We start from the raw sequence: 22,364 nt of genomic DNA on the forward strand, positions 1-22,364 counted from the left end.
CTCACACCGACACAATTGTGCTGTAATGTCTGGATCATACTTTTTCGTACTCGCTCTCCCCTAGCAGAGTGGAGCTAATAACGGTTTTGGACGTATTGCACAATATTACTGCTATGGATACACGGCGTATCCCACGGAGATACACGCATAACTTATGTCGATATGGATCTTCACCGTACGCGGCGAAACGAGAGAGGAGCGCACGCCGCGCGCGGCGTTCGGGCGTACCGCTCTCGACTCCCCATCTGTGAAATTTCACACACTAACCAATATTACGAACGGCTACGTCGTGAGAACCATGAGGGCGATCTACGCGACCGACCTGTCCGCGGCCAGCGAGGCGACGATCGAGAACGAGACGTGTCTGGACTGCCTCCGGCGCGTCGGCGTCGACGAGATCCACCTCGTGACGGTCGTGCCGTCGAACGTCCACTCGGGGATGCCCGGAATGGACTTCGAGGGACGTCGCCGCCGTGCCCTCGAGCGATACCGGGACGTGATGGAAGACGCCGGGTTCGACGTCGAGGCACACGTCGTCCGCGGAACGCCGCACCGACGCATCAACGGTATCGCCGAATCCGTTCAGGCCGAGTTGACGATCGTGGGATCGCGAGGACAGAGCCCGCTCGAGAACCGCGTGATCGGGTCGACCGCGCGGAACCTCGCGCGCACGACCGTCGTCCCGCTGCTGGTCAACCGCGTCGAGCGCGCGACCGACGAGCCCGAGGTGGTTCGAGAGCACCTCTTCCAGCGGATTCTCTACGCGACCGACTTCTCGGAGAACGCCGAACGGGCGTTCGACGCGTTCATTGCTCTTCGCCACGCGACCGAGGAAGTGACGCTCGTCCACGTCGAGTCACCGAAGGATCCCAGCGAGGATCCCGAGGCGCAACTCGCCGAGCTCGCAGAGCGACTGGAGGACTGGGTGATCGACACGCGCATCGAACTCAGGTACGGCGACGCCGCCGACGAGATCCTCGACGTCGAGGACGAAGTCGATCCCGCGACGACGCTGATCGGCTCGCGCGGCCGGAGCCGGCTCCGTCGGCTGATGCTCGGGAGCGTCTCCGAGGAGATCGTCGCCCGGGCAGCGGGGAACGTCTACCTGGTCCCGCCGCCGCGGACGGCCTAACTTCGAGGGGCCCCGTCAGCCGATCGGCAACGCGACGACCGACGAGTAACCGAGGCCAAGTGCGAGCACGAGCGACCCCGCCCAGGCGCCGACGGTCACGAGCATCTTCCGCGAGCTGACGGCGCTGCCGCCCCCGACGGCCGCGCCGCTGCCGATAATCGCGCTGACGACGATTTCGTTGAACGACACGGGCACGCCCAGCAGGACGGCGAGCTGGGCGATGAGAAACGAGGGAACGAGCGCCGAGATCGACCGGCGCGGCCCCAGCGACGAGTAGTCCCGCGCGAGCGACTTGATCATTCGCGGGGCGCCGGTCCACGACCCGACGAGGATGCCGAGCCCGCCGCCGGCGAGCACGACGAGCGGCGAGATCGTCCCGACGTCATCGAGGAGTGGGAGCAGCGGCCCGACGGCTAGCCCGACCTGGCTCCCCCCGGCCGAGAACGCGACGAGCGCACCGAGCGAGAGTAGTACGCGCCGCAGTCCGCCGTACTTGTCGCGCCGGATGTCCAGCGACACCGCGACGGCGATCCCGGCGGCGACGAGCAGCGTCAGGACGACCGGGATCGCGAGCCCGTCGACGCCGAACGTCCGTCGCGCGAGGCCGGACAGCGAGCTGGCCGTCCCGTTCGGGCCGAGGCCAGCGAACTCGACGTTGGTCAGCACCGCGCCGACGAGGCCCGCCAACACCGAGATGCTGTACCGCTCCGGGACGTCTTCTCGGGGGAGGACGCTCGCGATCCCGTAGGCGATCCCACCGCCGATGAACGGTGTCAGCACCCAGACCGTCCCGATCTGGGCGTACTTCGGCCAGACGGGCGTCCCGCCGAGCGCGAGACCGACGCCGATGACGGAACCTGTCACGGTGAAGGCCGTCGCGATCGGGTAGCCGGTCCAGATACCGATTGCCATCAGCCCGGCTCCGATCAGCAGGACAACGATGACGCCCGTCGCCGGGAGACTGATGTCGCCGACGAGCCCGCTTCCGATGGCTTCCGAGACGTTCGATCCCTGTGTGATGGCGCCGGCGAAGCCGAAGATGCCGACGACGAACGCCGCCCGCATCGTCGAGATGGCGTTCGCGCCAACTGCCGGTGCGAAGGGAGTCGCGCCGCTGGAGCCGGCACCGATGGCCCACGCCATAAACAGGCTGGCGAGCGCTGCGACGACGAAGAGAACGACGGTGGCTAGATACATCAGTAGAAGTGAAACTAGATTAGTCCGCGCCGGCTGCTGCGGCACCGGCGTCGGCCGTCTGGCTGCGCCAGTACCCCTGGAGGTACGCGCCGACGAACATACCGGCGAGCGCCCAGAGGATCGTCACGTTACCGACGCCGAGGCTGGCGTAGGCCGCACCCGGGCAGATGCCCGAGAGGCCCCAGCCGACGCCGAAAATCCCGCCGCCGACCAGGACGTTTCGGTCGAACGACTTCAGCCGGCGCTCGTACCGGTCGCCCGTCAACGGCGCCGCGTCGCTGATCCGCGGCATCACCGCGAAGGCGATCCCGGAGACGATCGCCGCGCCGAACATCACGAACAGCAGTCCGAAGTCCTCGAACTGCAGGAAGTCCAGCACGACCTCCGGCCGCGCCATCTGGCTGAACCCGAGTCCGAACCCGAAGATGAAACCCCCGAGCAGGATCAGCGGCATGAACAGGGGATGTCGATTCTGGCTGCTCGCGGGTCGGTCCCCTCCCCGCTCGCCGTTCCGAGACCCTCGCTCCGCTCGCGTCTCGCGCATCACGGGCTCACCCCCAGTGCAGCGACGATCTGGGCGGTCACGATGGCGACGGTCAGGAACGTCGCGACGCCGACGAGCGACGTCTTCGACGCCGAGCCGACGCCACAGACGCCGTGGCCGGACGTACACCCTTTGCCGATCCGGGTGCCGATCCCGACCAGGACGCCGCCCACGAACAGCCGCCAGGGCTGGACGGTCGTCGACCAGAGCGTCAGACCGCCGACCTCGTAGAGCTCGCCGGTCGTTCCGGCCTCGTACAGCGATGTCGTAACGAGCCCCGACTGGACGGTCGCGGCAAAGGCCAGCCCGCCGAGGACGATCCCGAGCGTGAACACGACGCGCCAGTCGCGCGAGGCGACGTACCGCTGGAAACGCGATTGGTCCGAGACGTACGATAGCGTCGACTCGAGGAACGTGCTCGCGCCGGCGGCGATGCCCGTCCCGACGTAGATCACGACCGCCCCGAGGCCGACGAGCAGCCCGCCGACGGCGTAGCGGCTGATCCCGTTGGGGAACAGCTCGGCGGCCAGCTGGAGCGGTGCTGGATCAACGACCATCTATTCAATCACCGGCCAGGGAGTCCTGGCTGGCGGCGCAGTTGTTCGGACCGAGCTCGAGCGTGAACGCCTCGTCGTCGTCGACCGACTCCTGGCCGAGGTTCGTCGCGATGATCTCCTCGTAGTTGGCCGGCCGGGGCGGCATGTCCGAGAGGATCAGCTCGACGAACTCGTCTTCCTCCATCGTGAGCGCGTCCATGTCTTCGAGGAGCTGGCCGATCGGCGCGGTGTAGGTACCGTCCTCGGCGGGCTCGGCAGCGTCGCTGAAGTGTGCGCCCCCGACCAGCACGTCGTCGTCGAGTGTCAGGATTCGCTCCTGGAGGGACTCGTAGAGCATGCGTGCGGCGTCGGGTGCGCCGTCATCGCCCTCCTCGAGGTCGGGTCGGGCGACCGATTCGACGAACAGCCCGTCGCCGGTCGCGAGCAGGCTGTCGCCGAGCAGGTACGAGGTCATCCCAGTCGTGTGGCCGGGCGTGGAGACAGCCTCGATCGTGGCGTCGCCGACGTCGAAGGTGTCGCCGTCCTCCGCCCGGGTCAACTCGTCGGCGTAGGTGACGCCGCGGTCGACCGCTGCCGCGGGGATGACGCCCTCGACGCCCTCGGCGTCGAGATCGCGCACGCCTGAGATGTGGTCCGCGTGGATGTGCGTATCGATCGCGTACTTCAACTCGACACCGAGATCGTCGGCATCGTCGAGGTACCGGTCGGTGAAGGCGCGCAGCGGGTCGACGATGACGGCCTCGCCGTCGTCGTACAGCAGGTAGCCCAGACAGCCCGAGGAGGGACGCTGGTACTGTCGGAGCGTCCCGGGACCGTCGTAGCGCTCGACCTCGACGGTTTCGTAGATGCTGGCCCAGCCGTTCATCCCGTTCTCGAGGTGGTTGACGTCGTAGCCACGTTCGGCGAGCGTGCCCGCGACGTACTCGCTGGCACCGCCCTTTGCGCACAGAACGGTGACCTCGCGCTCGTCGGGGATCCGCTCGAGGACGTCTTCGTCTATCTCGTCGTCGAGGAACTCGAAGTAGGGGACGTTGATCGACTCGACGGTCTCGCCGTCGATGCGCCACTCCTCGTAGTCCGAGCTCATTCGCGCGTCGAGGAGCGTGATCTCCTCGCCAGCGTCGATGCGGTCCTTCAGCGTCTCCGGAGCGATCGTTTCGACCTCGACGTCCGGAGTGGGAAAGTCGTCTGCGTTCATCGTACACCCCCATCTACAGGGTTGATGTACAAAAGGGTTTTCATAGAAATTCACCAACCCCACAATACAGTTGGCCAGTCCCACGCCATAATCGCCATAATACACGCGTTCATAACACTTAGAGGCCATCCACCGTAGTAGAGATGTTCGACGTATCCACAAGAACCAATATTCTTTTAACCTCGGAGTTGGTATTGTGCATTAGCTCCAAGACAGACCACCGGAGCAGATCAAACACATGAGTTCGGAATACGACATCGCGGAGACGCTCGACGTGAAAGGCGCATCGTGCCCTATGCCGGTCGTCAAGACGAAGGGCGCCATCGACGACCTGGCCGAAGGAGAGGTTCTCGAAGTGCTGGCGACCGACCCCGGCAGCATGAGCGACATCGACGGCTGGGCCTCGGGCACCGGCGGCGTCGAACTCGTCGACCAGTCGGAGGGCGACGACGTGTACAAGCACTACGTGCGGAAGACGGAGTAACGATGAGCACGGACACACCAGACGCGTCGGCCGGCGATGCCCCTTCCCGCGCGGAGCTCGCTGCGCGCGTCGACGAACTGGAGGAACAGCTGTCGGAGGCAACGAGCGACACCGACGACGACTCGAAGAAGATGTCGATCATCGCGACAAAGGGGACGCTCGACATGGCGTACCCGCCGCTGATCCTGGCGAGCACCGCCGCCGCCTTCGGCTACGAGGTGACGGTGTTCCACACCTTCTGGGGGCTCGACATCCTCCACGAGGAGCGCTCGAAGAACCTCAAGCTGAGTTCGGTCGGCAACCCCAACATGCCCCTACCGAACGCGGTCGCCGCGCTGCCCGGCATGGATCGCGTGACCACCTCGATGATGGAAAAGAAGATCGACGACAACGACACCGCGACGATCGAGGAGCTCATCGACACCTCGCTCGACATGGGCGTCGAGTTCCAGGCCTGCCAGATGACGATCGGTCTGATGGACTACGACGAGAACGACTTCTACGATGGCGTTACCACCGGGGTCGGCGCCGCGACGGCCATCCAGGACCTGGCCGAGGCCGACATCCAACTCCTCGTCTGATCCACCGATGAATAAACTCGCGAAGCGACCGATCCCCCGAATCATCGACGCCGTCGCCGAGGGAGAGGACGTCGAGCCGCTGGCGCTCGATCCGCCGCTAGCGGAGGTCGTCGATCCGGATGCGCTCGAGGCGCTGCTCGAAGGGACGACGACGTCGGAACTCGAAATTCGGTTCACGTACCGCGGTCACGACGTTGTCGTCGACGAGAGTGGCCGCGTGCAGGTTCGCTGAGCCGGGCAGTCACTTCTCTTCGCAGGGTGGAGTCTCGTTAGCGGGCAGGATAAATCAACTTGATGACTGATGGCTCGATCGTGTTTGCTCAAATCCTGACGGTGAACGAATCGTGTAACCAGAGATGTCATCTGTGCCGAAATACGAATCACTATGATAGTTCTCGGGGTGCTTGCCCTATCTATGGGGGCAAGTGATTGGGCAGGGACGATGGTGAAGAAGATGCAGCGGGAGTACGGAGTGGAACAAGACCGGGCCCTGCAGATAACGAACCGCGTTCGGAAACTGGTTGCCAGTCCTGATATCAAGGCGCTGGAAGAAGCGGGATTGATCGAGGGGGAGTTCACCTCGGACGTAATTCAAGATCTGATCGCGCTGCTGAACCAACAAGACGAGGGGTCAATCGAGGGGCGCTGGAATGCCCTCGCGAAGGAGCGTGGAGTCTATGATGTCGTCGGTGCTGACGCGCTCCTCTATGATCCGGCAAAAGCCGATCTTGATCCGGACAAAGAACTAGTTTCTGACGACGGGGAATCCATCACGATACAAGAAGCGATGATTACCGCCTGGCGGGAAGAGATCCCTATCGAAGCAATCCCGCGAGGCATTCGATTAGGAAACACCGAGTTCCGGGATAGAAATAGCGGCCAGGTGACACTCTCGCAGCACGACGATGGATTCGACCAGGACGGACTGAGTGACCAACTCGACTGGGACTTGCGAAGTAGCCGGCTTGAAGTCGATGCCAATCTGCTTGCTCTGGAGGACGTCGATTTCCCCATGAAAGCACCGCGTCAGGATTGTGTGCTCGCTATTGCGGCAGCACGACGGTGCATCCTCGAACGTGGCGGTGCGTCTCGTGACGAAATCCTGGAGGCAAGGGAACCCGAGAAAAACCATCCGCTTGGGATTAACGGTGTTCAGGCCAGAACAAAGGGTTTCGAATACGAATTCCGCCATATATCGTGGGAAGACGTCGTTGCTCCCGGTTTACATTCACTTTCAGATATCACGGAGCCGCCCCACGAATCCGGGAAGTGGTTCTCCAACGAAGCGACGACGGGAGGCTTTGAATCCGAAACCACAGTCGAAAACATCCTCGACGAAGGGTACCTCTTCGAAATCGCGTATCGGGACGATACCGAAGAACAGCGGGTGGTCGGCTACCACGATGAAATTACACGGCCATCGGAAAAACCCCTCAATGGGCCGCCGGTGTTTCGTTTTCAACCGATTGTAGGAGAAAGCCCGATCACGATTCGTCTCCCAGCTCTCCGTGAACTTCACCCGATTTCACTCGAACAGCTACCCGACGCGATCTGGGAACCTGCAATTTCGGAATTAGTGTCGATTGCCGATGAGAACCCAGAGCAAATCCCGCTCGGAGATGTTGAGGCAGTTCTCGAAGCTGTACAGAATGACCAAGTTGAGGCCGTCCCAGCACTGACATTCGTCGCCATGGTCTTCGGGGAACGAAAAGATGTCCGCGAAGCGGTCGGCGATGAACTGGAGACCATGCTCCTCGCTCGATTAGATCTCCTTACCGATAAGGAGCAATCAGAGGAGATCGCGAAGTGCTTCGGAATTGTAGCTGAGGTAGCTCCTAAACGGGTGCTGGACGCGGTGCCAGCGATGGCATCGGCACTCGATTCAGCGACCTTGGAAACTCGCCAGTGGTTGCTGTATGCGTTCTCGAACGTCGCAGACGCATATCCCGAGGAACTCCTCCCGGCAGTCGAGATCCTGACCGAGTGTATCGAGGAGTCCGACGAAAATCTACGTACGAACGCACTCTCGACGATCGGAACAATTGCACACGCCTACCCCGACGCGGCTAGCGATATCGCCGCCGAACTCGGTGAATCGCTCACCAGCGACGATGCGTTGGTTCGTGCAAACGCCGCTGGCCTCCTCGGTGACATCGCACAGTCGAATCCCGAATCCGTCATCCAACTTGCTCCGGAGCTGGCAGAGTCTCTTACTGCTGAAGACGAAGAAACGAGAGTCCACGCCTCGATTGCGCTACTTCGTGCCGGGGAAGCTAATCCCGAAGCAGTTCGTGACGAACATGAGCAATTGGTCGAAGCTCTCAGCGATTCACGTTCGACCGTGCGGGCGAATGTGTGCACCTTGATTGGGAACGCCGATGTACCAGTTCCAGATGACCAGTTGCGGCTACTCAAAGACGATCCTGATAAACGGGTTCGGGAGCAGGCAGCGTGGGCGCTTGGTCGTCGTCGGAGTTGAGTGTTTCTGACGGACCAACGCGTTTGAGGTGTGCTGTTACCGCTTGGATTGGATCTGACTGAGATTCGACGCGAAATTGCGGAAACTCGAGTGATGGAGGTGCTCCGAAGTTCTATTGGTCCAGAGACTCGTCGAGTGTGGTATCGACGCCGATCATTCGCAGATACGTCTCGTCGCCCGTGGCCGTCGCCAGGCCCTCACAGACGTCGGTGAGGTCGTCGTCGCCCCAGCGTTCGAGATACTCGGACGTCGCCTTCCCCTCCTCAAAGCGATAGCGCAGGAAGTGGGCCTTGTCTAGCGGCGTCGCGTCACCCTCCTGAATTTTGTCCTGAACGTAGGCCTGTCGGCCTTCGTCACGCCAGTCCAGCAGCGAGAACGCGCCACCATCCATCTCGACGAGTTGCATGTCCTTGAATTGGTCTTCGGAGGCGTCGGAGTGGTGCAGATGTTTGTTCAGGTCGTCGTAGCCGGGGTTGTACTCCTCCAGCAGGTCGAGGTAGATCGCCTGCTCGCCGCGGGTGTTGTCCTGGATGATGCCGTAGATATTCTGGACGACCTCCTTGGCCGTCATGATATCCTGCCCACGACGGACTTCTCCGTGGTGTTTCGAGTACTCTTGGAAGCACTTCCCCATCTCGATAACCCCGATGTCGCCGCCTTTGAGTTCACGGTTCTCTTCGAGGGTTTCTCTGGTATCTTTGGCGGTGCGGACGATCCGGCGGCGCAGCGCGTTCCAGGAGATGGGCGTTCGCTCCTCGGTCGGACGGGCGACGATGACGATATCGAAGGAGATAGCTTCGCCGCCGATAAATTTGTTCAGGTCCGAGTTGATTGGATATGTGGCGGTGATCTCGAAGCCGGTTTCGCAGAGGGATTCGAGGAGTTCACCCCACGACTCCTCGTCGCTGTGGTGGTATGTGAACGCCAGGGATCCGTCCTCCTTCAGCGCCTCGTTGATGACCTCCAGCGCCTGCCCCATCTCGTGTTCGAAGTCCTCGGCGGTCTTGTCCAGATAGGGGTTCGTGACGATCGAATCCGCGCGCGGGGTCTTCTCCTTGTCGAAGCCGGGATGTACGTTTTTGAGGAGGATCTTCTGCCAGACGTAAAAGTAGTCCGAGACTTCCGAGTAGATGATGTTGTCGTAGTACGGAGGATCCGTGAAGACCATGTCGTACTCGTCTACTGCCTCGATTTTTCGCATGTCATCCAGATAGACCGCCGATTTTTGGCCGATAGGTTGGGCAAATCCGTCCGTTTTCTTCTTGTTACCAGATACGAGATAGCGCTCTGTCGGAGCACTCGAATATTCTACTCCTTTCACAGTCATCTCCCACATTGACGTGAATGAGCCAGTCCCGTGTTCCGTTCCCCAGATGTTATTCTCAACAGGGCGCTGCGGAGGATCGAACGAATTCGAATTGAATATATTTGCGATAAGGTTCTTTCCCGGATTGTAGGAGGTCAGCATAGTATTATAGTTCAGAGTTTCAGTGAACGTGAGTAGGAGGTACTCCCGGATATTCGGATCAGAAACCTGATCGATCCTCTGTAGCAACTTTGCCAGGCATAATAGCTGTCGTTCGTTGAACATATCCGTCCATTCTTCGTACCCGTGGTCGAACACCGGGTTCCGTTCGGAGGTCATGTGTCCCGACGGAATCTCTTCACCGGGTACGTACTCATGTAAATCTGTCCGGGTGTTCCACTCGTTTTTTGCTGCCTCGAATAGTTGCTTGTCAACAGCTTCCGCCCCTTTATACCCTTTATATGCGCTCTGTGCTAGTCCTTCTTGGTCACATTCTTCACAGTAGTACTCTACCGCATAAAGACGCAGCCCGTACCCATCCTCTTCGGCGATCCCGTCAGTAATCGACTCTTTTTGCCCGCACTCGGGGCAGTTGTAGTAGCCACCGCGTGTCACGTGTCCGTCTTTGGGAACCCACTCGTGAGAACACTCGTTGCAATTACTCTTGCTCTGCCAGTCGTCGACGAGGGTAACCTCTCCACAGTCCGGACATAACACGTTGTATTTATCGTCGTTCTCGTATCGGCCCTTCGCCACTCGGTAGTCGTTAAACAGCGGAACTGTATGTCCGCAGGAGACGCAATCGAGCTCCTTTACCCAGAAATTGTACATCACGTCTGCTTCGTGGTCGCCGTTGGAACAGGGGGTGCGGTAGTGCTGCGTGATCTCGTCGGCGACGTCTGCTTTCACCTGCTCGAATGCCTCTTGGAGCTTTTCGGGGTCGGTCTGGCCAGCCTCCAGCTCCTTTTTCGTGACGAACCACGCAACCGGATTCAGGTCGTAGCCAACCGTCTCCGCGCCGAAGCGCGATGCCTCGACGAGTGAGGTCCCGCCGCCCGTAAACGGATCTAGCACCTTCTTGTCCTCGATGCGAACGTCCTTGGGATAGAAGTCCCAAAGTGACTCTGGATCCTCCATATCCACCTCCGAGACGGCCCGCAGGAGGTCCGACTCGTCGAGACCATTTTCCCCGAGGGTCTGGTTATCGCCGGGCTCGTACACCGAAACCTCCGACTCGTCGGTATCGTCGTGGAGCAGCGAGTACAGCGAGATCGCCCGGAAGAGACAGCCCGGCCGCCGTGCCCACCACTTGTGCATCGTGTATACGGGACGGTAGTGCTGCTTTGCCCGACTCTCCTTTTCTGCGATCTCGTTCACGTGCTCTATCGGAAACCCTCGCTCGATGGGAAGTTTTGTCCGGTCGCCAGACTGGTCGCTCCGTGAATTCCGAGACATCTGCTACCAGTAGAGTGTTTGCTCTCTGGCATAAAGCACGCGACTCGTACGATGAGCCGCAGTAGAGTGAATGTCATTTAGCTGGATGAGTGGGTGCTAAGCCCCGTCCTCAACCAGCGAGCGGAGGGAGCGAGTAGGGCGGGGATACAGCACCCCTAGTCATTTTAATCAATTTCCGCCAACAGATTTACTATCGTTACAGCCGTACTGGGTAGTACGATGCTCACCACGCTTCCGGCGTTGTTCAAACGTGGTTCGAAACGGCTCCGCCGTTTCGACATCACGAAGGGCGCTTCGCGCCTTTCGAACGACGACAAAAAGCGTGCATCGTCGGTTGTGGCCAAGTGTCGATTCGGTAGGAGTGGGACACTCCGAAGGACAACGGATGAGTGACGAACCCGTATCGGACTCGACGGATACCTACTACGTTCTCACGAGCGGCGACCCTGGTCCAGATATCCCACACGGGACTGATTGGCCGAAGGAACTCAGAATTTCCTTCGACGCCCGAGAGATACGGTTGTGGCGAGGGAAGGGGCACGGACTCGGTGGCGCGTCCTACGGGTTCGACGACTTCGATGTCTCGGAGTGGGAGGGGTTTCTCCGCGACTGTGACGCCGAGTGGCTCGTCGAAGCGCTGTCTACACACGGTTCGCTCGCGGACCTTCCAGAGGCGGCATTCCTTGAGGCGGCGACCGAACGTGACACACTCGTCACCGAGGAACACTGATCAGGCATTCGAATCCGAGTCGTCGGAGTCACGACCGGGCCAGACCGGCGGTCGTACTCGCCGCCCGTCGTAGGTCGACGCATCTGTGCGGAACGTCTCGACGAGAGCCGCCGCTGACCTGTCTCCGCGCTGGATCGCAGCCACTTCGTCGTCGGTCAACGCGACGGACACGTCACGGACGACTGGCCCGCCCAGCAGAAAGGTGAGGATCCACTCGCCATCGTCGTCGAGCAACACGTAGGAGTACGGCTCCGTGTCGAGTACGTTCATTGGTGTCCGAACACATCGAGCCACGAAATTAGCTTTGAATAACGACGGTGGAATGGGGTGTCGAATTGCCGGGCATCACGACAACACCGAGGGAGACTGTACCGGCGAATCCCGATGGACCTGCACGGCGGTCATCTTCGCTGACCCCCGATGCGCACCGACAGTACCGACCGGGAGCGTCCGTCCGACCCTAACGGGTGCCACTCGCGGTAGAAACCATTATATTAAGAGCAGATATATTCGAACTTAGTCAACCGCCGTTGTCGCTCTCTCGGATTCGTTCGTCGACGGAGTTGGTTGGAGTGAGTACATGACAGTTCATATTCGGGAAATCAGACCAGACGAACTGGCAGACGCCGTCGAGTCGGGTGGGGTGACCCTCGTTCTCGGTGCACCCGGTATCGGAACGCCACGGCACCTGCAATCGCTGGGTCAGTCCGTCGAACAGTTGCCCGAGATCACCGCCGTCGACGATCAGGAACTCGTGATCGTCGAGGACTTCGTATCCGCGGTGTTCGACCTCGACGACAGAACGCTGGCAGCCTATACGTACGAGTACGGCGATAAATCGCTGTTTACCAGATCGGGAGGTGCAGTGATCGTCACCCGTCCACGGAGTTTCGACTGGCTCTGTCGGAGTGACCACGGGGTCTCCGAGAGATTCATCGAGACGGTCGACACCATTTTGTTGGTCCGAACGCCGCCGACTGGTGCCACAGCCGCAATCGACAGGGTTCGACAGCGTCTCAATAAACGGAGTTCAGGAGGACTACAAGACGACGAGCGAAGGGCTGTGCTGGAGTGGGCCAGGTACCCGCCATACTATTTCGACACTCCGGAGCTTCAAGCGAGCCTGGGATGGTACGACGCGACAGTCACGCCGGCAGCGTTTCTCTCCCTCTCAAAAAATGATAGCTCGGAAGTGCTGCTGCCCGGCGACGTCAGGCGAGCGTTCGGAGACCGTGACGTCTCGGTCGGGCCGTTCAGCGAGACATTTGCGGACGTCATCTCGCGATTGGTCCCGAGCGGTGGCCTCCCGAGTCGAACCCCTAACGAACGATCGCCAGCGGTCCTCGCCGCGGTCGCGCTCGTCGCCGTCGGAGTAGCAGACGACGCAGACTGGCCCGAGTCCCTCGTTCGGTATCGGACACCCCCCACAACTGCGGAGGTACTGGAAATCGCCCTGGATCTCCCGCCCGGAACGATCGATCACCTCCGCGTGTTCGCCGCCGAACCGGCGCGAGCACTGATCCGCGACCGGCTCGCAGACGACGCCGACGAGGAATCAGTCCTCGACGCGGCACGTGACGTGATAGGTGAGGCGATGGACGCACTCCAGTCGGTGGCCCCGGCGCTCGAAACGATGTCGAACGGACCCAAGGAGTACGGCTCGTCGCCACTCGTCGGATCCTGGCACTGGGACGGCCCGCAAGCGTTGCACGATGCCGCAGTCGAGCGTGACCTTCCGGATCCGATTCGGGAGCTCGAGGGCACCGACGACGAGACGAATCCGGACTGGAGATCGCTCGTCGACGGCGACGAACTCCTCGAGGCGCTCGACGGGGGACTGGTCGTCGTCTCCGGTCCCAGAGCGAGCGGGAAGCGACAGCTGGCCGCGTCCCTCGCCTCGGAACTCGCAGACTGGGGAACGACCGTCACACTTCCCGATCTCACGCGTCCCGACCACATCCGGACGGGGATCGAGGCGACGCGGAACGCGGTCGTCGTCGCGACGTACGGTGCCGAACCTGCGGCCATCAACGGCGACGACGGCGTTCGAGCGCTCCCAGAGTGGATCGACGACGGGAGTTGTGCGGGTGCGGTGCTCATCTGTGACGACACCAACCGCGAGCGGCTCGAGGACGTCGCCGAGCGGGCGGGCTGTGAGGAATTGACGGCCTGGACCGACCGCGTCGAATTTTCGCTGGCCGATCCGACCGTCGATATCGACCGAAACCCGGCGACCGTCGCTCGCGACCTGCTCGATGCGATCGGCTGGAACGAGGTCCAGTCGCCGTCTCGTCGGACCGTCGACGTCGAGCCGGTCACGGATCAGAGCACGCTGGCAGCGATCGCGGGTGTTCCGGATCACGCCCTGGACGGCGAGTTCGTCGGAACCGTCGTCGCCGAAACCGTCGACGTCATTTCGACGACGCACGGGCCGGCCGCGGCCGAGCGGTGGCTCTCGTTCATCGACGACCTCGTTGCCGACGTCGGGCGAAATCGAACCGCCGACTCGGACGAGTCCCTCCTGTACCGGGGCGACGTATACGAGACCGCGATCGCAGCCGTCGCACGAGCGAACCCGAGGACTGACGAGTGGGTCCACGCGGTCGCGCGCGGCGTTCTCGAAGTCACGAACGAAACCGCCGCTCCGTTCGCCGGTCGAGAATCCGTCGGTGGCGATCTGGAACCGTTTGCCACCGCCTTCGCGGGCGCGCTGGCGAGGCTCGCACAGCCGCCGGACGGGTCGACCGTGAGCCACGGCGCGATCGGGTGTGTCGACGAAGCCCTCCACGCGATGGTCATCGACGACGGCTGGGGATTCCCGCTCTACTACGTCTACGGGGGCGCAGTCGGTCGAATCGCACGCCGCGCCGACGATCCGAGGGCGGCCAACGGCGGCATCTCCACCATCGTCTCCCGCGTCCGCCAGTACGCGCTGGCACCGCACGAGTACCACACGGCGGCCGTCCTCGGGAAGAGTTTCGCGTCGATGCTCGGGGCCGTCGCGAGCGTCGACGGGTCGCCCGAGGAGCGGGCGGCCTGGATCGAGGATATCGAGTCGCGGGCCAGGGACGCAGTTCAGGACGTCACCGGAGCGGACAATCGGCGGTTACTGCTCTCGGAGCTCTACATCGCGGGGCTCGGTCTGTGGGTGTTCGAGCACGGTTGTCCGGACGAAGCGTTCAGTTCCTTCCTCGAGGCCGCTGGCCGGAGCGTTTGCCAAACCGCGACATCGCCGTACCTCGGCGACGAATCCGAGGCGTACGCCCTCGACGTGTACGGCCAGGCCGTTCGGATCGTCGTCCAGTCAGGCGAGCTGGACCGAGCAGAACGGTTCTTCGCGGAGTGTCACCGGCTCGTCGACGCTATCGCCGCCTGGGACGGGTTCGAGAACGAGCGAGACGCCCGAGCGGCACTTCACGCGGAGGCATTCGCCAACTTCGGCCAGATCGAACTCGAGTACCCGACCGCAGCCAGTAGCCGTCCCTACGGCCAGGACACGATCGCGTTCGCGGACTCACTCGGCTTCGAGGACTGGATGGAACTGTACGACCCGTCCGTCACCAGAGGGCACACAGCCGACGCTGCCACCGACGAAACGACGGCGCTTTCCGACGAGGCGGGGGAGCAGGCGGACGAGGCGACGCAGTATCTCACCGACGTCTACCGTGGGGCACTGTCTACGCACGTCCGTGGCTTCGATCCGGAGTCCGAGCACTGGTACGATTCGGACGACGGCGCGACACCTCGCGGGGAACGTACCTGGTACGCTGGGCTGACGGCAGTGATCGAATCGCGAGCGACGTCGAACGAAGTGGTGGATGACCCGGTGGGATTCCTCGCGGACGTCTACGGCGGTGCAGCCGCCACGTGGGCTGCGGATGGTGAGTCGAGTCGGACCCAGGAGTGGGTCACGGTGCTCGTGGAGTCGTTGCGGACCAGTCGCGAGTCCATCGACGGGCCGCGGAATCCGGCGTGGTTCGACGCGTTCGCGTCGACTGATGCCGAGATTCTCGCGGCGGTGTTGATGCGGACGGACGTCGGTGAACGGACGCACGAACGCCTGCTCGAAGCGGTCCTGTCCGAGATCACGATGACGGCGAAAGCGCCGGATAATCCACCACATCCTGTCGTGTACGTGGCCTCGGTCTTCGGCGGGGCACTCGCTCTCGCCGCCGACGCTCCACCCGAGGAGGTCCGGTTCGGGGTGACCGAGGTGCTGGCCGTCCTCGACGACGGCTTCTCCCTCGAGTGGATCGGCCTCGAGCGAGCAGCGGTCTTCGAGCGGATCTATGCCGACGCGCTCGTGAGGGTCGGTCGCACGCATTCCGACGTCACGGAGACGACAGCGTGGTTCGATCTCGTGAGTACCGAGATCGAAGCGACCGCGACGAGAGAAGCGCCGGAGCAGCCGGCCGAGTTCGTCGCCGACGTGTACGTTCGGGCCATCTTCGAAGCAGCTCAGGACGAGGCCGACGAGTGGCGCAGACGCCTCGATGCGGAACTCCGTGAATTCACGAGGGGACCGTGCGTGAACGAGCCGGCGGCGTTCCTGGAAGAGACGTACGCCGACGTGGTCGTGGAGGGAGCGAAGAGCCACGGCCCCCGGACCCGGATCGAAGCGTGTATCGATGCCGTGAGCGAGTCGATCGAGGCCGCAGACGACGCGGACCTGCTCCCGGACGATGACGCCCTGGAACGAACGGTTTCGCAGGCCGCCGACACGCTCTCGTCGGCCACCGTCAGGAATCCCGGCGATTTCGTGATCCGCATCGACCACGGCCTCCGAAAAACGGGCCACGAGTCCCTCGCAAACGACCTGTTCGACAATGGCGGTGACGGCAAACCCGTTTCCGATGGCGAGTCGACCTCGAATACTGACCGCGGGCTCGGCAGTAACTCGCCGGAATCGGAGGATCGGTGAACGAATGCAGATGAGAAACGCATGCAGCGTGGTGTATCGCCGACACGCGTCTTCGATGGCTGCCTGAATCGAGCGATACGTAACCGAATACGGGATCGAATTCACGACACATCATGACCGATCACACGAACGCACCCGACGATCCAGCACAACGAGTCGACTACCTTCGAGAAACCGTCGATCCCGCCACGGCAACCGACGCCGACATCGACGCGTGGTGTGAGTTGCTCACCGACTACAATGCGCGCACGGACGCCGACGAGGCACTGGGCGAAATCGCCAAAGAAAGTCCGGACGGCGTACGGCGAGTCGCCGAGGGGCTTCACCCCTACTTCGTTCACGAAACCAAACGAGTGTGGGAGATCGCCGCCGACATCCTCACGTGGCTCTCACTGGTCGATCCTGACGCGCTCGATATCACTGTCGACTTTCTCAGAGAACACCTGGACGCCGACGACGAGTACCGGCGGGAAGCCGCCTGGTCCGTCCTCGGCAAACTCGCCGATGTAACGCCCGAACTGGTTCGCCCGCACGTGGACGAGATCATCGAGTACCTCGACCACGACGACGCCGGGCTACAGAGCGAGGCCATCGGTATGCTGGGGAGGCTCTCGGATACGTACCCGGAAGCGATCGCGTCAGCCGGCGACGACCTGCTCGCGATCACCAGGGACGAGAGTGTGGATGCGAGCGCGCTCCCTGGACCGCTCACGCCGATCGCGTTGGTCCGGCCCGATATCGTCCGTCCGGTCGTCGAGAACTTGCGGGACACGCTCGCTGCCGAGGCGTTCCAGGTTCGGATCAGGGCTGCAAGCTCGCTCGCCACGATCCCGGTCGCATATCCCGACGAACGCTCGCTCGTGATCGACGACTTGCTTTTGCTTGCCGAGGAAGACTCCGGAGAGCATCATACCGATCTCGTGCGCGGCGCAGCGCTCAATTCACTCAGAAATCTCGCGATCGACGATCCCGACGCAGTCGTTCCGGAACTGCCCCGTGTCAGGGATCATCTCGACGACGAGTCCCGACTCGTTCGCGAAGCCGCCGTCGACATCCTCGGCTCCGTCGCCACCGAGCGCCCTACTGAAGTCCGATCGAACGTCGAGGATCTACTGGCGTTGCTCGCAGACGAAGACGAGCACGTCCAACTCTCGGCCGTGCGCGCACTTGGCAAGCTCGCAGCTGCGGATGCCACGGTCGCCCCACGTGTCGTCGAGGCGGTACACGAATGGTTCGATCGCGCCGAGAAATGAAACCGGCTTCTCGACGGTTTTGAGTTCGGTATGCGGGGGTCGATCATCGAGGCGTACGGGCGAATCGGTACGAGCCAGCCGGACGCCCTCGAGCCCGTCGTGGACGACATTCGGGACTCCCTCGCCGAGGCCGGTCTCGCTTCGAACGCCGCCGAGGCGCTCGGTGAGATCGGTGCTGCCCGTCCCGACATCGTGGAGCCCGCCGTCGCGGACCTTCACGAGTTGCTCGCCGACGGCGACTACCTGAATCGGGAATCGGCCGCCGTCGCGCTCGGAAAGATCGGGGCCGCCGATCTCGACGTGGCGTCACTCGTCGTCGACGATCTGCGGACGCTTACCGCCGACGACCGACAGCACGGGCGAGCGGCAGCCGCCGAAGCGCTGGGAACGATCGCAACAGCCGATTCGAACGTGGCGGCGCAGGTCGGGGACGATATCCGGCCGCTCGTGAACGACGACGATCGCGACGTCCGATCGGCGGCGCTCGAAGCGCTCGGGAAGACCGGCGTCGAGGATCCGGAGACGGCGTCGCTCGTCCTCGACGATCTCCAGGCCGGCCTCCGCGATGTCGATCCGGAGGTACGTTCGTCGGCAGCCAACGCGCTCGGAGCGGTCGGCGCTGCCCACCGTGAGTTCGCTCCCCTTGCTACCGACGCGCTTTGTTCGCGTCTCGAGCGCGACGACGAATATCTGTACGTACGAGCGTCGATCGCCGAGGGGTTGCAGTCCATCAAGGCGTCCCACCCCGACGTAGTCCCGCTTCCCAGTTCGGAACTCCGGGGCCACATCGATGCCGCCGCCGACTTGCTGCGTGAGTGAATCCGCGGTGTCCCGGTCTCAAAAAGTCACGTCGTCACTGCGTTCGGAGTCGCGATGCGAGGGGAGTCAGTTCGTCGCGTTCGTCGACCGACGACAACCACCGCTCCGGAAGCTCGCTCGTAGCGAACCGTGTGAGTGAGGAGACGCTTCGCACCGCTTGCGATCCGGTGTTGGCCGACGGCGCGGCTTTCCACGGAACTGCACCGCTGAGCGGAGATAGTTGCTGGGGTCTACCCCGGGTGGCGAATCCCCGCGCTGAGGTACGTCTGACTGGTGGAACGTTCTCCCACCGCGATAGTTCCGTCGCAGGATACACCGACGGTTCGTTTTCGCGACTGGATCACGAGGTCCGAAGCGTTCGGGGTGAACACCGGTGTATCGCGGGTACTGGAATCCGAGACAACGATACGAAACCCGCTACGGATTTATTATGAATGATCACATACCGCCTACTCTTTTATAGTCGCTGACTCAACCTATAATCCATGCGAGCAGCCGTACTCGAGGAACATGGTGAACCGCTTGCGGTCAAAGACGTCGACTATCCGGAGCCGAAGCCGGACCAGGTCATCGTCGAAACCGAGGCGTGTGGGATCTGCCGAAGCGACTGGCACGCCTGGCAGGGCGACTGGAGCTGGATCGGTGCCGGCGTCCCCGAGGGACAGGTTCTCGGCCACGAGCCCGCCGGCGTCGTGTCGGCGGTCGGCAGCGACGTCGAGACGCTCGAGGAAGGAGACCGCGTAGCGGTGCCGTTCCACCTCGGTGACGGAAGCTGTTCTCACTGTCGCGAAGGCCGCGCAAACAACTGCGAGACGGTGCTGCCTCTCGGGCTATCGGAGTACGCACCGGGCGCGTTCGCGGAGGCGTTCCCCGTTCGCGAGGCCGATTTCAACTGCGTCAAACTCCCCGACGAGGTCGACTTCGCGGAAATGGCCGGCCTCGGCTGCCGGTTCATGACGGCCTATCACGCGCTGGCCGACCGGGCCAACCTCCGACCCGGCGACTGGGTTGCCGTTCACGGCTGTGGCGGCGTCGGCCTCTCGGCGATCCATATCGCGCAGGCACTGGGCGCGCACCCGATCGCGATCGACGTGCTCGACAGCAAACTCGAGCGAGCCGAGGAACTCGGCGCGGTCGAGACGATCAACAGCACCGAGGTCGACAGCGCGCCGCAGGAAGTGCAGTCGATCACCGGCGACGGTGCCGACGTCTCGATCGACGCGCTGGGCATCGCGGAAACCTGCCAGAACTCGGTCAACAGCCTCGGAACCCGCGGGAGCCACGTCCAGGTCGGTCTCACGACCGGCGAGGAACAGGGCCAGATCGAACTCCCCGTCGACGTCATGACGATGCAGGAGATCGACTTCCACGGCTCCTTCGGGATGCCGCTGGTCCGCTACGAGGAACTGTTCAACCTGATCGCACAGGGCACCCTCGAGCCGAGCAAGATCATCGGCGAGACGCTCTCGCTCGAGGAGGCACCGGAGACGCTGGCCTCGATGGACGACTACGAGACGGTCGGCATTCCGGTCATCACGGAGTTCTAAGCAGTGACGGTCGGACCGATCGACGATCGGTTCGGCGACGGGAGTCACCGGCCGCTATACGAACTGGGTTACGAACCCCGGGCGGGGCGGGAACCGCCCCGGGCGTGAGAGACATGAGCGTACTCGAAGCGGGGGCGAGTCCACGTCGAGCGATCCGGGCATGAACGCACGCAATCGGCTGGTCAGCGCGTCGGATGGGCCGAGCGCGTACCCGGCGGGGTTTTCTCCCCGCACGTCGGACGATGCGTGTGTCGGCCATTGTTATGCGGGCGCTTGGACACCGGTAGCGTCCGCGAACCGCCCGCAGGTGGCGTATACTCCGCTCGTAGCCCGATGTTACGAAGCGATTGCTGGCACTTTGGAGCCGATAATCGGTGTCTATATTCGCGACCGTACTAGCGGGATTCCAGCCGTGACGGACGGTCCCGTCTTCTCGATCCGGAACCAGAATAGAAAGCCGCGAACTGAAGCGATTCGGGTTCTTGGCGGCGCGGTGCTTGCCTGCGACGCCTCCAGAAGGATGGCGCTGGACGTCGTTCGAAGGCGTATGCCAGATGGCGCTCCGCCACGCCCGATTCGGATCGGTATCGTCGGCCTGGGATACATCGGAACCACTGTCGGCGGTCAGTTCCACCGCCACTCGGACGCGACCGTCGGGGCGATATGCGATCTCGACGCGGATCGGCTCGAGTCTATCGGGGACGAATTCGACGTCCCCGACGACCGGCGCTACGCCGAGTATCCGTCGATGCTCGAGGACGGGGGTATCGACGCCGTCCTCGTCGGAACGCCCCATACCCTGCACTACGAGCAGGTCGTCGCCGCCCTCGAGCGAGGCTGCCACGTCTACTGTGACAAGCCGTTGACGACGGACCTCGATCGGGCTCGCGACCTCACGGCGCGAGCCGAACGGAGCGATCTGACCGTCATGGTCGGCTACCAGCGACACTTGCAGACGGCCTTTCGGACGGCTCGCGAGCGGTTTACCGACCACGATCCGAGGTGGGTAACCGCCTCGATCACGCAAGACTGGATCGACGACTCGCGGGGGACCTGGCGACTCGACCCGGAGCTGTCGGGCGGGGGATTCCTGTACGATACCGGGAGTCACGTCCTCGACGGCGTGCTCTGGACGACCGGCCTCGAGCCGGTGTCCGTCGCTGCGAGCATGGACTTCCACGACGACGAGAACCGCGTCGATAGCCGCGCCCACCTCGACGTGGCGTTCGCGAACGGCGCGACCGGAACGTTCTCTTTCCACGGCGACGGCCCGTCGGTCCGCGAGCACCTCCACCTCTGGGACGACGACGGCGCGGTCTACCTCGAGGGAACGCAGTGGGGACCGCGGGACGTCCGCGAGATCCATGCCGATGCCGGAGAGTACGTTCCCTACGTCGATCCCCGCGGCGAGCAGTCCCGCGCCGATGCCTTCCTCGAGAGCGTCGAGGGGGGAACCGAGCCACCGGCGACGGCTCGAGACGCACTCCGAGTGACGGCACTGACCGAGGCGGCGTACGAAGCGGCGCTGTCGGGCGAGCGGGTCGCTATTGACGGCCTCAACGCCGACTTCGCGGAACGGGAGTGAGCTGGGATACGATACCGAACGACCGCGCGACTCTCCGAGTTGCTATCGGGACGGCGTCCGCTCGTAAAATATTTCGATAAACTGTTATATACTGGCTCGATTCGAGAGGAAATACGGTTTTTCGTCGGGGAAATCAACGGGCCGACGACGGGAGGACAGGTCGGTGCTTCCTCCTGATTATACAGTGATTACTCGCGGTCTGTCCGGTGTGATCGATCGTGGATAGTCGGCGGGGCCCAAACAGTCACTCTCATTGACCAAGACCACGGTAAGAGCCCGATAGTCACTCGTCCCTTTCGGTTACAAGCCGGATAACTACAACCGGTGGCGGGTATCGAACGGGTATGATCACCTGCACTAACTGCGAGACCGCCCAGTTCCTGCAGATCACGCAGAGCCGCGTCTACTTCGAGGACGGCGAGATGATCAACGAAATCTCCGAGACCTACGAGTGTACCCTCTGTGGGTCGACCGGCCAATACGTCTACGACGACGATAGCGACGAGGAGACCATCACGGGCGACGTCGAACAGACGACGGAACGCCCGAAGTACGCCTGACAGCCGGCCTCCGTTC

At 62.7% G+C, this 22,364-nt stretch carries 18 protein-coding genes; 12 read left to right on the forward strand and 6 right to left on the reverse strand.

Annotated elements, in window-relative coordinates:
* Positions 1-298 precede the first annotated feature (298 nt).
* Complete coding sequence (locus tag LDB05_RS06440; RefSeq protein ID WP_226007101.1) at positions 299-1,132, forward strand: universal stress protein; 834 nt, start codon at positions 299-301, stop codon at positions 1,130-1,132.
* 15 nt (positions 1,133-1,147) lie between these two features.
* Here LDB05_RS06440 and LDB05_RS06445 read toward each other — a convergent pair whose 3' ends face one another.
* The 4 genes from LDB05_RS06445 to LDB05_RS06460 all read right to left on the reverse strand — a co-directional run bounded on the left by LDB05_RS06445 (position 1,148) and on the right by LDB05_RS06460 (position 4,628).
* On the reverse strand, positions 1,148-2,329 hold the full coding sequence (locus LDB05_RS06445; RefSeq protein WP_226007102.1) for an inorganic phosphate transporter: 1,182 nt from the start codon (positions 2,327-2,329) through the stop codon (positions 1,148-1,150).
* Positions 2,330-2,348: 19 nt separating this feature from the next.
* Complete coding sequence (locus LDB05_RS06450; protein ID WP_226007877.1) at positions 2,349-2,783, reverse strand: DUF6691 family protein; 435 nt, start codon at positions 2,781-2,783, stop codon at positions 2,349-2,351.
* A gap of 89 nt (positions 2,784-2,872) precedes the next feature.
* Complete coding sequence (locus LDB05_RS06455; RefSeq protein ID WP_226007103.1) at positions 2,873-3,430, reverse strand: YeeE/YedE family protein; 558 nt, start codon at positions 3,428-3,430, stop codon at positions 2,873-2,875.
* 4 nt (positions 3,431-3,434) lie between these two features.
* On the reverse strand, positions 3,435-4,628 hold the full coding sequence (locus LDB05_RS06460) for an MBL fold metallo-hydrolase (RefSeq protein WP_226007104.1): 1,194 nt from the start codon (positions 4,626-4,628) through the stop codon (positions 3,435-3,437).
* Positions 4,629-4,866: 238 nt separating this feature from the next.
* Here LDB05_RS06460 and LDB05_RS06465 point away from each other — a divergent pair, with 238 nt between their 5' ends.
* The 4 genes from LDB05_RS06465 to LDB05_RS06480 all read left to right on the forward strand — a co-directional run bounded on the left by LDB05_RS06465 (position 4,867) and on the right by LDB05_RS06480 (position 8,172).
* The gene (locus tag LDB05_RS06465; protein WP_226007105.1) at positions 4,867-5,112 is read left to right on the forward strand and encodes a sulfurtransferase TusA family protein; all 246 of its coding nucleotides are present in this window, start codon (positions 4,867-4,869) and stop codon (positions 5,110-5,112) included.
* A gap of 2 nt (positions 5,113-5,114) precedes the next feature.
* The gene (locus tag LDB05_RS06470; RefSeq protein ID WP_226007106.1) at positions 5,115-5,693 is read left to right on the forward strand and encodes a DsrE/DsrF/DrsH-like family protein; all 579 of its coding nucleotides are present in this window, start codon (positions 5,115-5,117) and stop codon (positions 5,691-5,693) included.
* A gap of 7 nt (positions 5,694-5,700) precedes the next feature.
* Positions 5,701-5,925 carry a HalOD1 output domain-containing protein gene (locus LDB05_RS06475; RefSeq protein ID WP_226007107.1) on the forward strand — a complete coding sequence of 75 codons (225 nt, stop codon included), beginning with the start codon at positions 5,701-5,703 and terminating at the stop codon, positions 5,923-5,925.
* A 183-nt stretch (positions 5,926-6,108) separates the two neighbouring features.
* Positions 6,109-8,172 (forward strand): HEAT repeat domain-containing protein, encoded by a 2,064-nt coding sequence (locus LDB05_RS06480; RefSeq protein ID WP_226007108.1) that lies wholly within the window; start codon positions 6,109-6,111, stop codon positions 8,170-8,172.
* A gap of 112 nt (positions 8,173-8,284) precedes the next feature.
* Here LDB05_RS06480 and LDB05_RS06485 read toward each other — a convergent pair whose 3' ends face one another.
* Positions 8,285-10,933: a DUF1156 domain-containing protein gene (locus LDB05_RS06485; protein ID WP_226007109.1), complete on the reverse strand. Its 2,649-nt coding sequence runs from the start codon at positions 10,931-10,933 to the stop codon at positions 8,285-8,287.
* Between the two features lie 385 nt (positions 10,934-11,318).
* On the opposite strand from LDB05_RS06485, the gene LDB05_RS06490 reads away from it, so the two are divergent.
* Positions 11,319-11,663, forward strand: a complete 345-nt coding sequence (locus LDB05_RS06490) for a hypothetical protein (RefSeq protein WP_226007110.1) — start codon at positions 11,319-11,321, stop codon at positions 11,661-11,663.
* On the opposite strand, the gene LDB05_RS06495 is transcribed toward LDB05_RS06490, so the two are convergent.
* A complete protein-coding gene (locus LDB05_RS06495) occupies positions 11,664-11,933 on the reverse strand; it encodes a queuosine salvage family protein (protein ID WP_226007111.1) in 270 nt (89 codons plus the stop codon).
* 310 nt (positions 11,934-12,243) lie between these two features.
* On the opposite strand from LDB05_RS06495, the gene LDB05_RS06500 reads away from it, so the two are divergent.
* The 6 genes from LDB05_RS06500 to LDB05_RS06525 all read left to right on the forward strand — a co-directional run bounded on the left by LDB05_RS06500 (position 12,244) and on the right by LDB05_RS06525 (position 22,348).
* Positions 12,244-16,584, forward strand: coding sequence for a hypothetical protein (locus tag LDB05_RS06500; RefSeq protein ID WP_226007112.1), 4,341 nt, complete (start codon positions 12,244-12,246; stop codon positions 16,582-16,584).
* A gap of 113 nt (positions 16,585-16,697) precedes the next feature.
* Positions 16,698-17,837, forward strand: coding sequence for a HEAT repeat domain-containing protein (locus tag LDB05_RS06505; RefSeq protein WP_226007113.1), 1,140 nt, complete (start codon positions 16,698-16,700; stop codon positions 17,835-17,837).
* 30 nt (positions 17,838-17,867) lie between these two features.
* Positions 17,868-18,656, forward strand: a complete 789-nt coding sequence (locus LDB05_RS06510) for a HEAT repeat domain-containing protein (protein WP_226007114.1) — start codon at positions 17,868-17,870, stop codon at positions 18,654-18,656.
* A 485-nt stretch (positions 18,657-19,141) separates the two neighbouring features.
* Positions 19,142-20,203 (forward strand): zinc-dependent alcohol dehydrogenase family protein, encoded by a 1,062-nt coding sequence (locus LDB05_RS06515; protein ID WP_226007115.1) that lies wholly within the window; start codon positions 19,142-19,144, stop codon positions 20,201-20,203.
* A 547-nt stretch (positions 20,204-20,750) separates the two neighbouring features.
* Entirely contained in the window at positions 20,751-21,788 is a 1,038-nt protein-coding gene (locus LDB05_RS06520) for a Gfo/Idh/MocA family protein (protein ID WP_226007116.1), read from the forward strand.
* 344 nt (positions 21,789-22,132) lie between these two features.
* Positions 22,133-22,348: a hypothetical protein gene (locus tag LDB05_RS06525; RefSeq protein ID WP_226007117.1), complete on the forward strand. Its 216-nt coding sequence runs from the start codon at positions 22,133-22,135 to the stop codon at positions 22,346-22,348.
* Positions 22,349-22,364: the final 16 nt, after the last annotated feature.

Origin of the sequence: Natrinema salinisoli (genome assembly GCF_020405205.1) — an archaeon.
GTDB classification, from domain to species: Archaea; Halobacteriota; Halobacteria; order Halobacteriales; family Natrialbaceae; genus Natrinema; species Natrinema salinisoli.

Excerpts from the sequence above, each read along its gene's own strand:
- LDB05_RS06460 (WP_226007104.1), bottom strand. The coding sequence starts at position 4,628 with ATGAACGCAGACGACTTTCCCACTCCGGACGTCGAGGTCGAAACGATC.
- LDB05_RS06445 (WP_226007102.1), bottom strand. The coding sequence starts at position 2,329 with ATGTATCTAGCCACCGTCGTTCTCTTCGTCGTCGCAGCGCTCGCCAGC.
- LDB05_RS06495 (WP_226007111.1), bottom strand. The coding sequence starts at position 11,933 with ATGAACGTACTCGACACGGAGCCGTACTCCTACGTGTTGCTCGACGAC.
- LDB05_RS06480 (WP_226007108.1), top strand. The coding sequence starts at position 6,109 with ATGGGGGCAAGTGATTGGGCAGGGACGATGGTGAAGAAGATGCAGCGG.
- LDB05_RS06515 (WP_226007115.1), top strand. The coding sequence starts at position 19,142 with ATGCGAGCAGCCGTACTCGAGGAACATGGTGAACCGCTTGCGGTCAAA.
- LDB05_RS06490 (WP_226007110.1), top strand. The coding sequence starts at position 11,319 with ATGAGTGACGAACCCGTATCGGACTCGACGGATACCTACTACGTTCTC.
- LDB05_RS06505 (WP_226007113.1), top strand. The coding sequence starts at position 16,698 with ATGACCGATCACACGAACGCACCCGACGATCCAGCACAACGAGTCGAC.
- LDB05_RS06500 (WP_226007112.1), top strand. The coding sequence starts at position 12,244 with ATGACAGTTCATATTCGGGAAATCAGACCAGACGAACTGGCAGACGCC.
- LDB05_RS06520 (WP_226007116.1), top strand. The coding sequence starts at position 20,751 with ATGCCAGATGGCGCTCCGCCACGCCCGATTCGGATCGGTATCGTCGGC.
- LDB05_RS06455 (WP_226007103.1), bottom strand. The coding sequence starts at position 3,430 with ATGGTCGTTGATCCAGCACCGCTCCAGCTGGCCGCCGAGCTGTTCCCC.
- LDB05_RS06465 (WP_226007105.1), top strand. The coding sequence starts at position 4,867 with ATGAGTTCGGAATACGACATCGCGGAGACGCTCGACGTGAAAGGCGCA.
- LDB05_RS06525 (WP_226007117.1), top strand. The coding sequence starts at position 22,133 with ATGATCACCTGCACTAACTGCGAGACCGCCCAGTTCCTGCAGATCACG.
- LDB05_RS06510 (WP_226007114.1), top strand. The coding sequence starts at position 17,868 with ATGCGGGGGTCGATCATCGAGGCGTACGGGCGAATCGGTACGAGCCAG.
- LDB05_RS06475 (WP_226007107.1), top strand. The coding sequence starts at position 5,701 with ATGAATAAACTCGCGAAGCGACCGATCCCCCGAATCATCGACGCCGTC.
- LDB05_RS06485 (WP_226007109.1), bottom strand. The coding sequence starts at position 10,933 with ATGTCTCGGAATTCACGGAGCGACCAGTCTGGCGACCGGACAAAACTT.
- LDB05_RS06450 (WP_226007877.1), bottom strand. The coding sequence starts at position 2,783 with ATGCCGCTGATCCTGCTCGGGGGTTTCATCTTCGGGTTCGGACTCGGG.
- LDB05_RS06470 (WP_226007106.1), top strand. The coding sequence starts at position 5,115 with ATGAGCACGGACACACCAGACGCGTCGGCCGGCGATGCCCCTTCCCGC.
- LDB05_RS06440 (WP_226007101.1), top strand. The coding sequence starts at position 299 with ATGAGGGCGATCTACGCGACCGACCTGTCCGCGGCCAGCGAGGCGACG.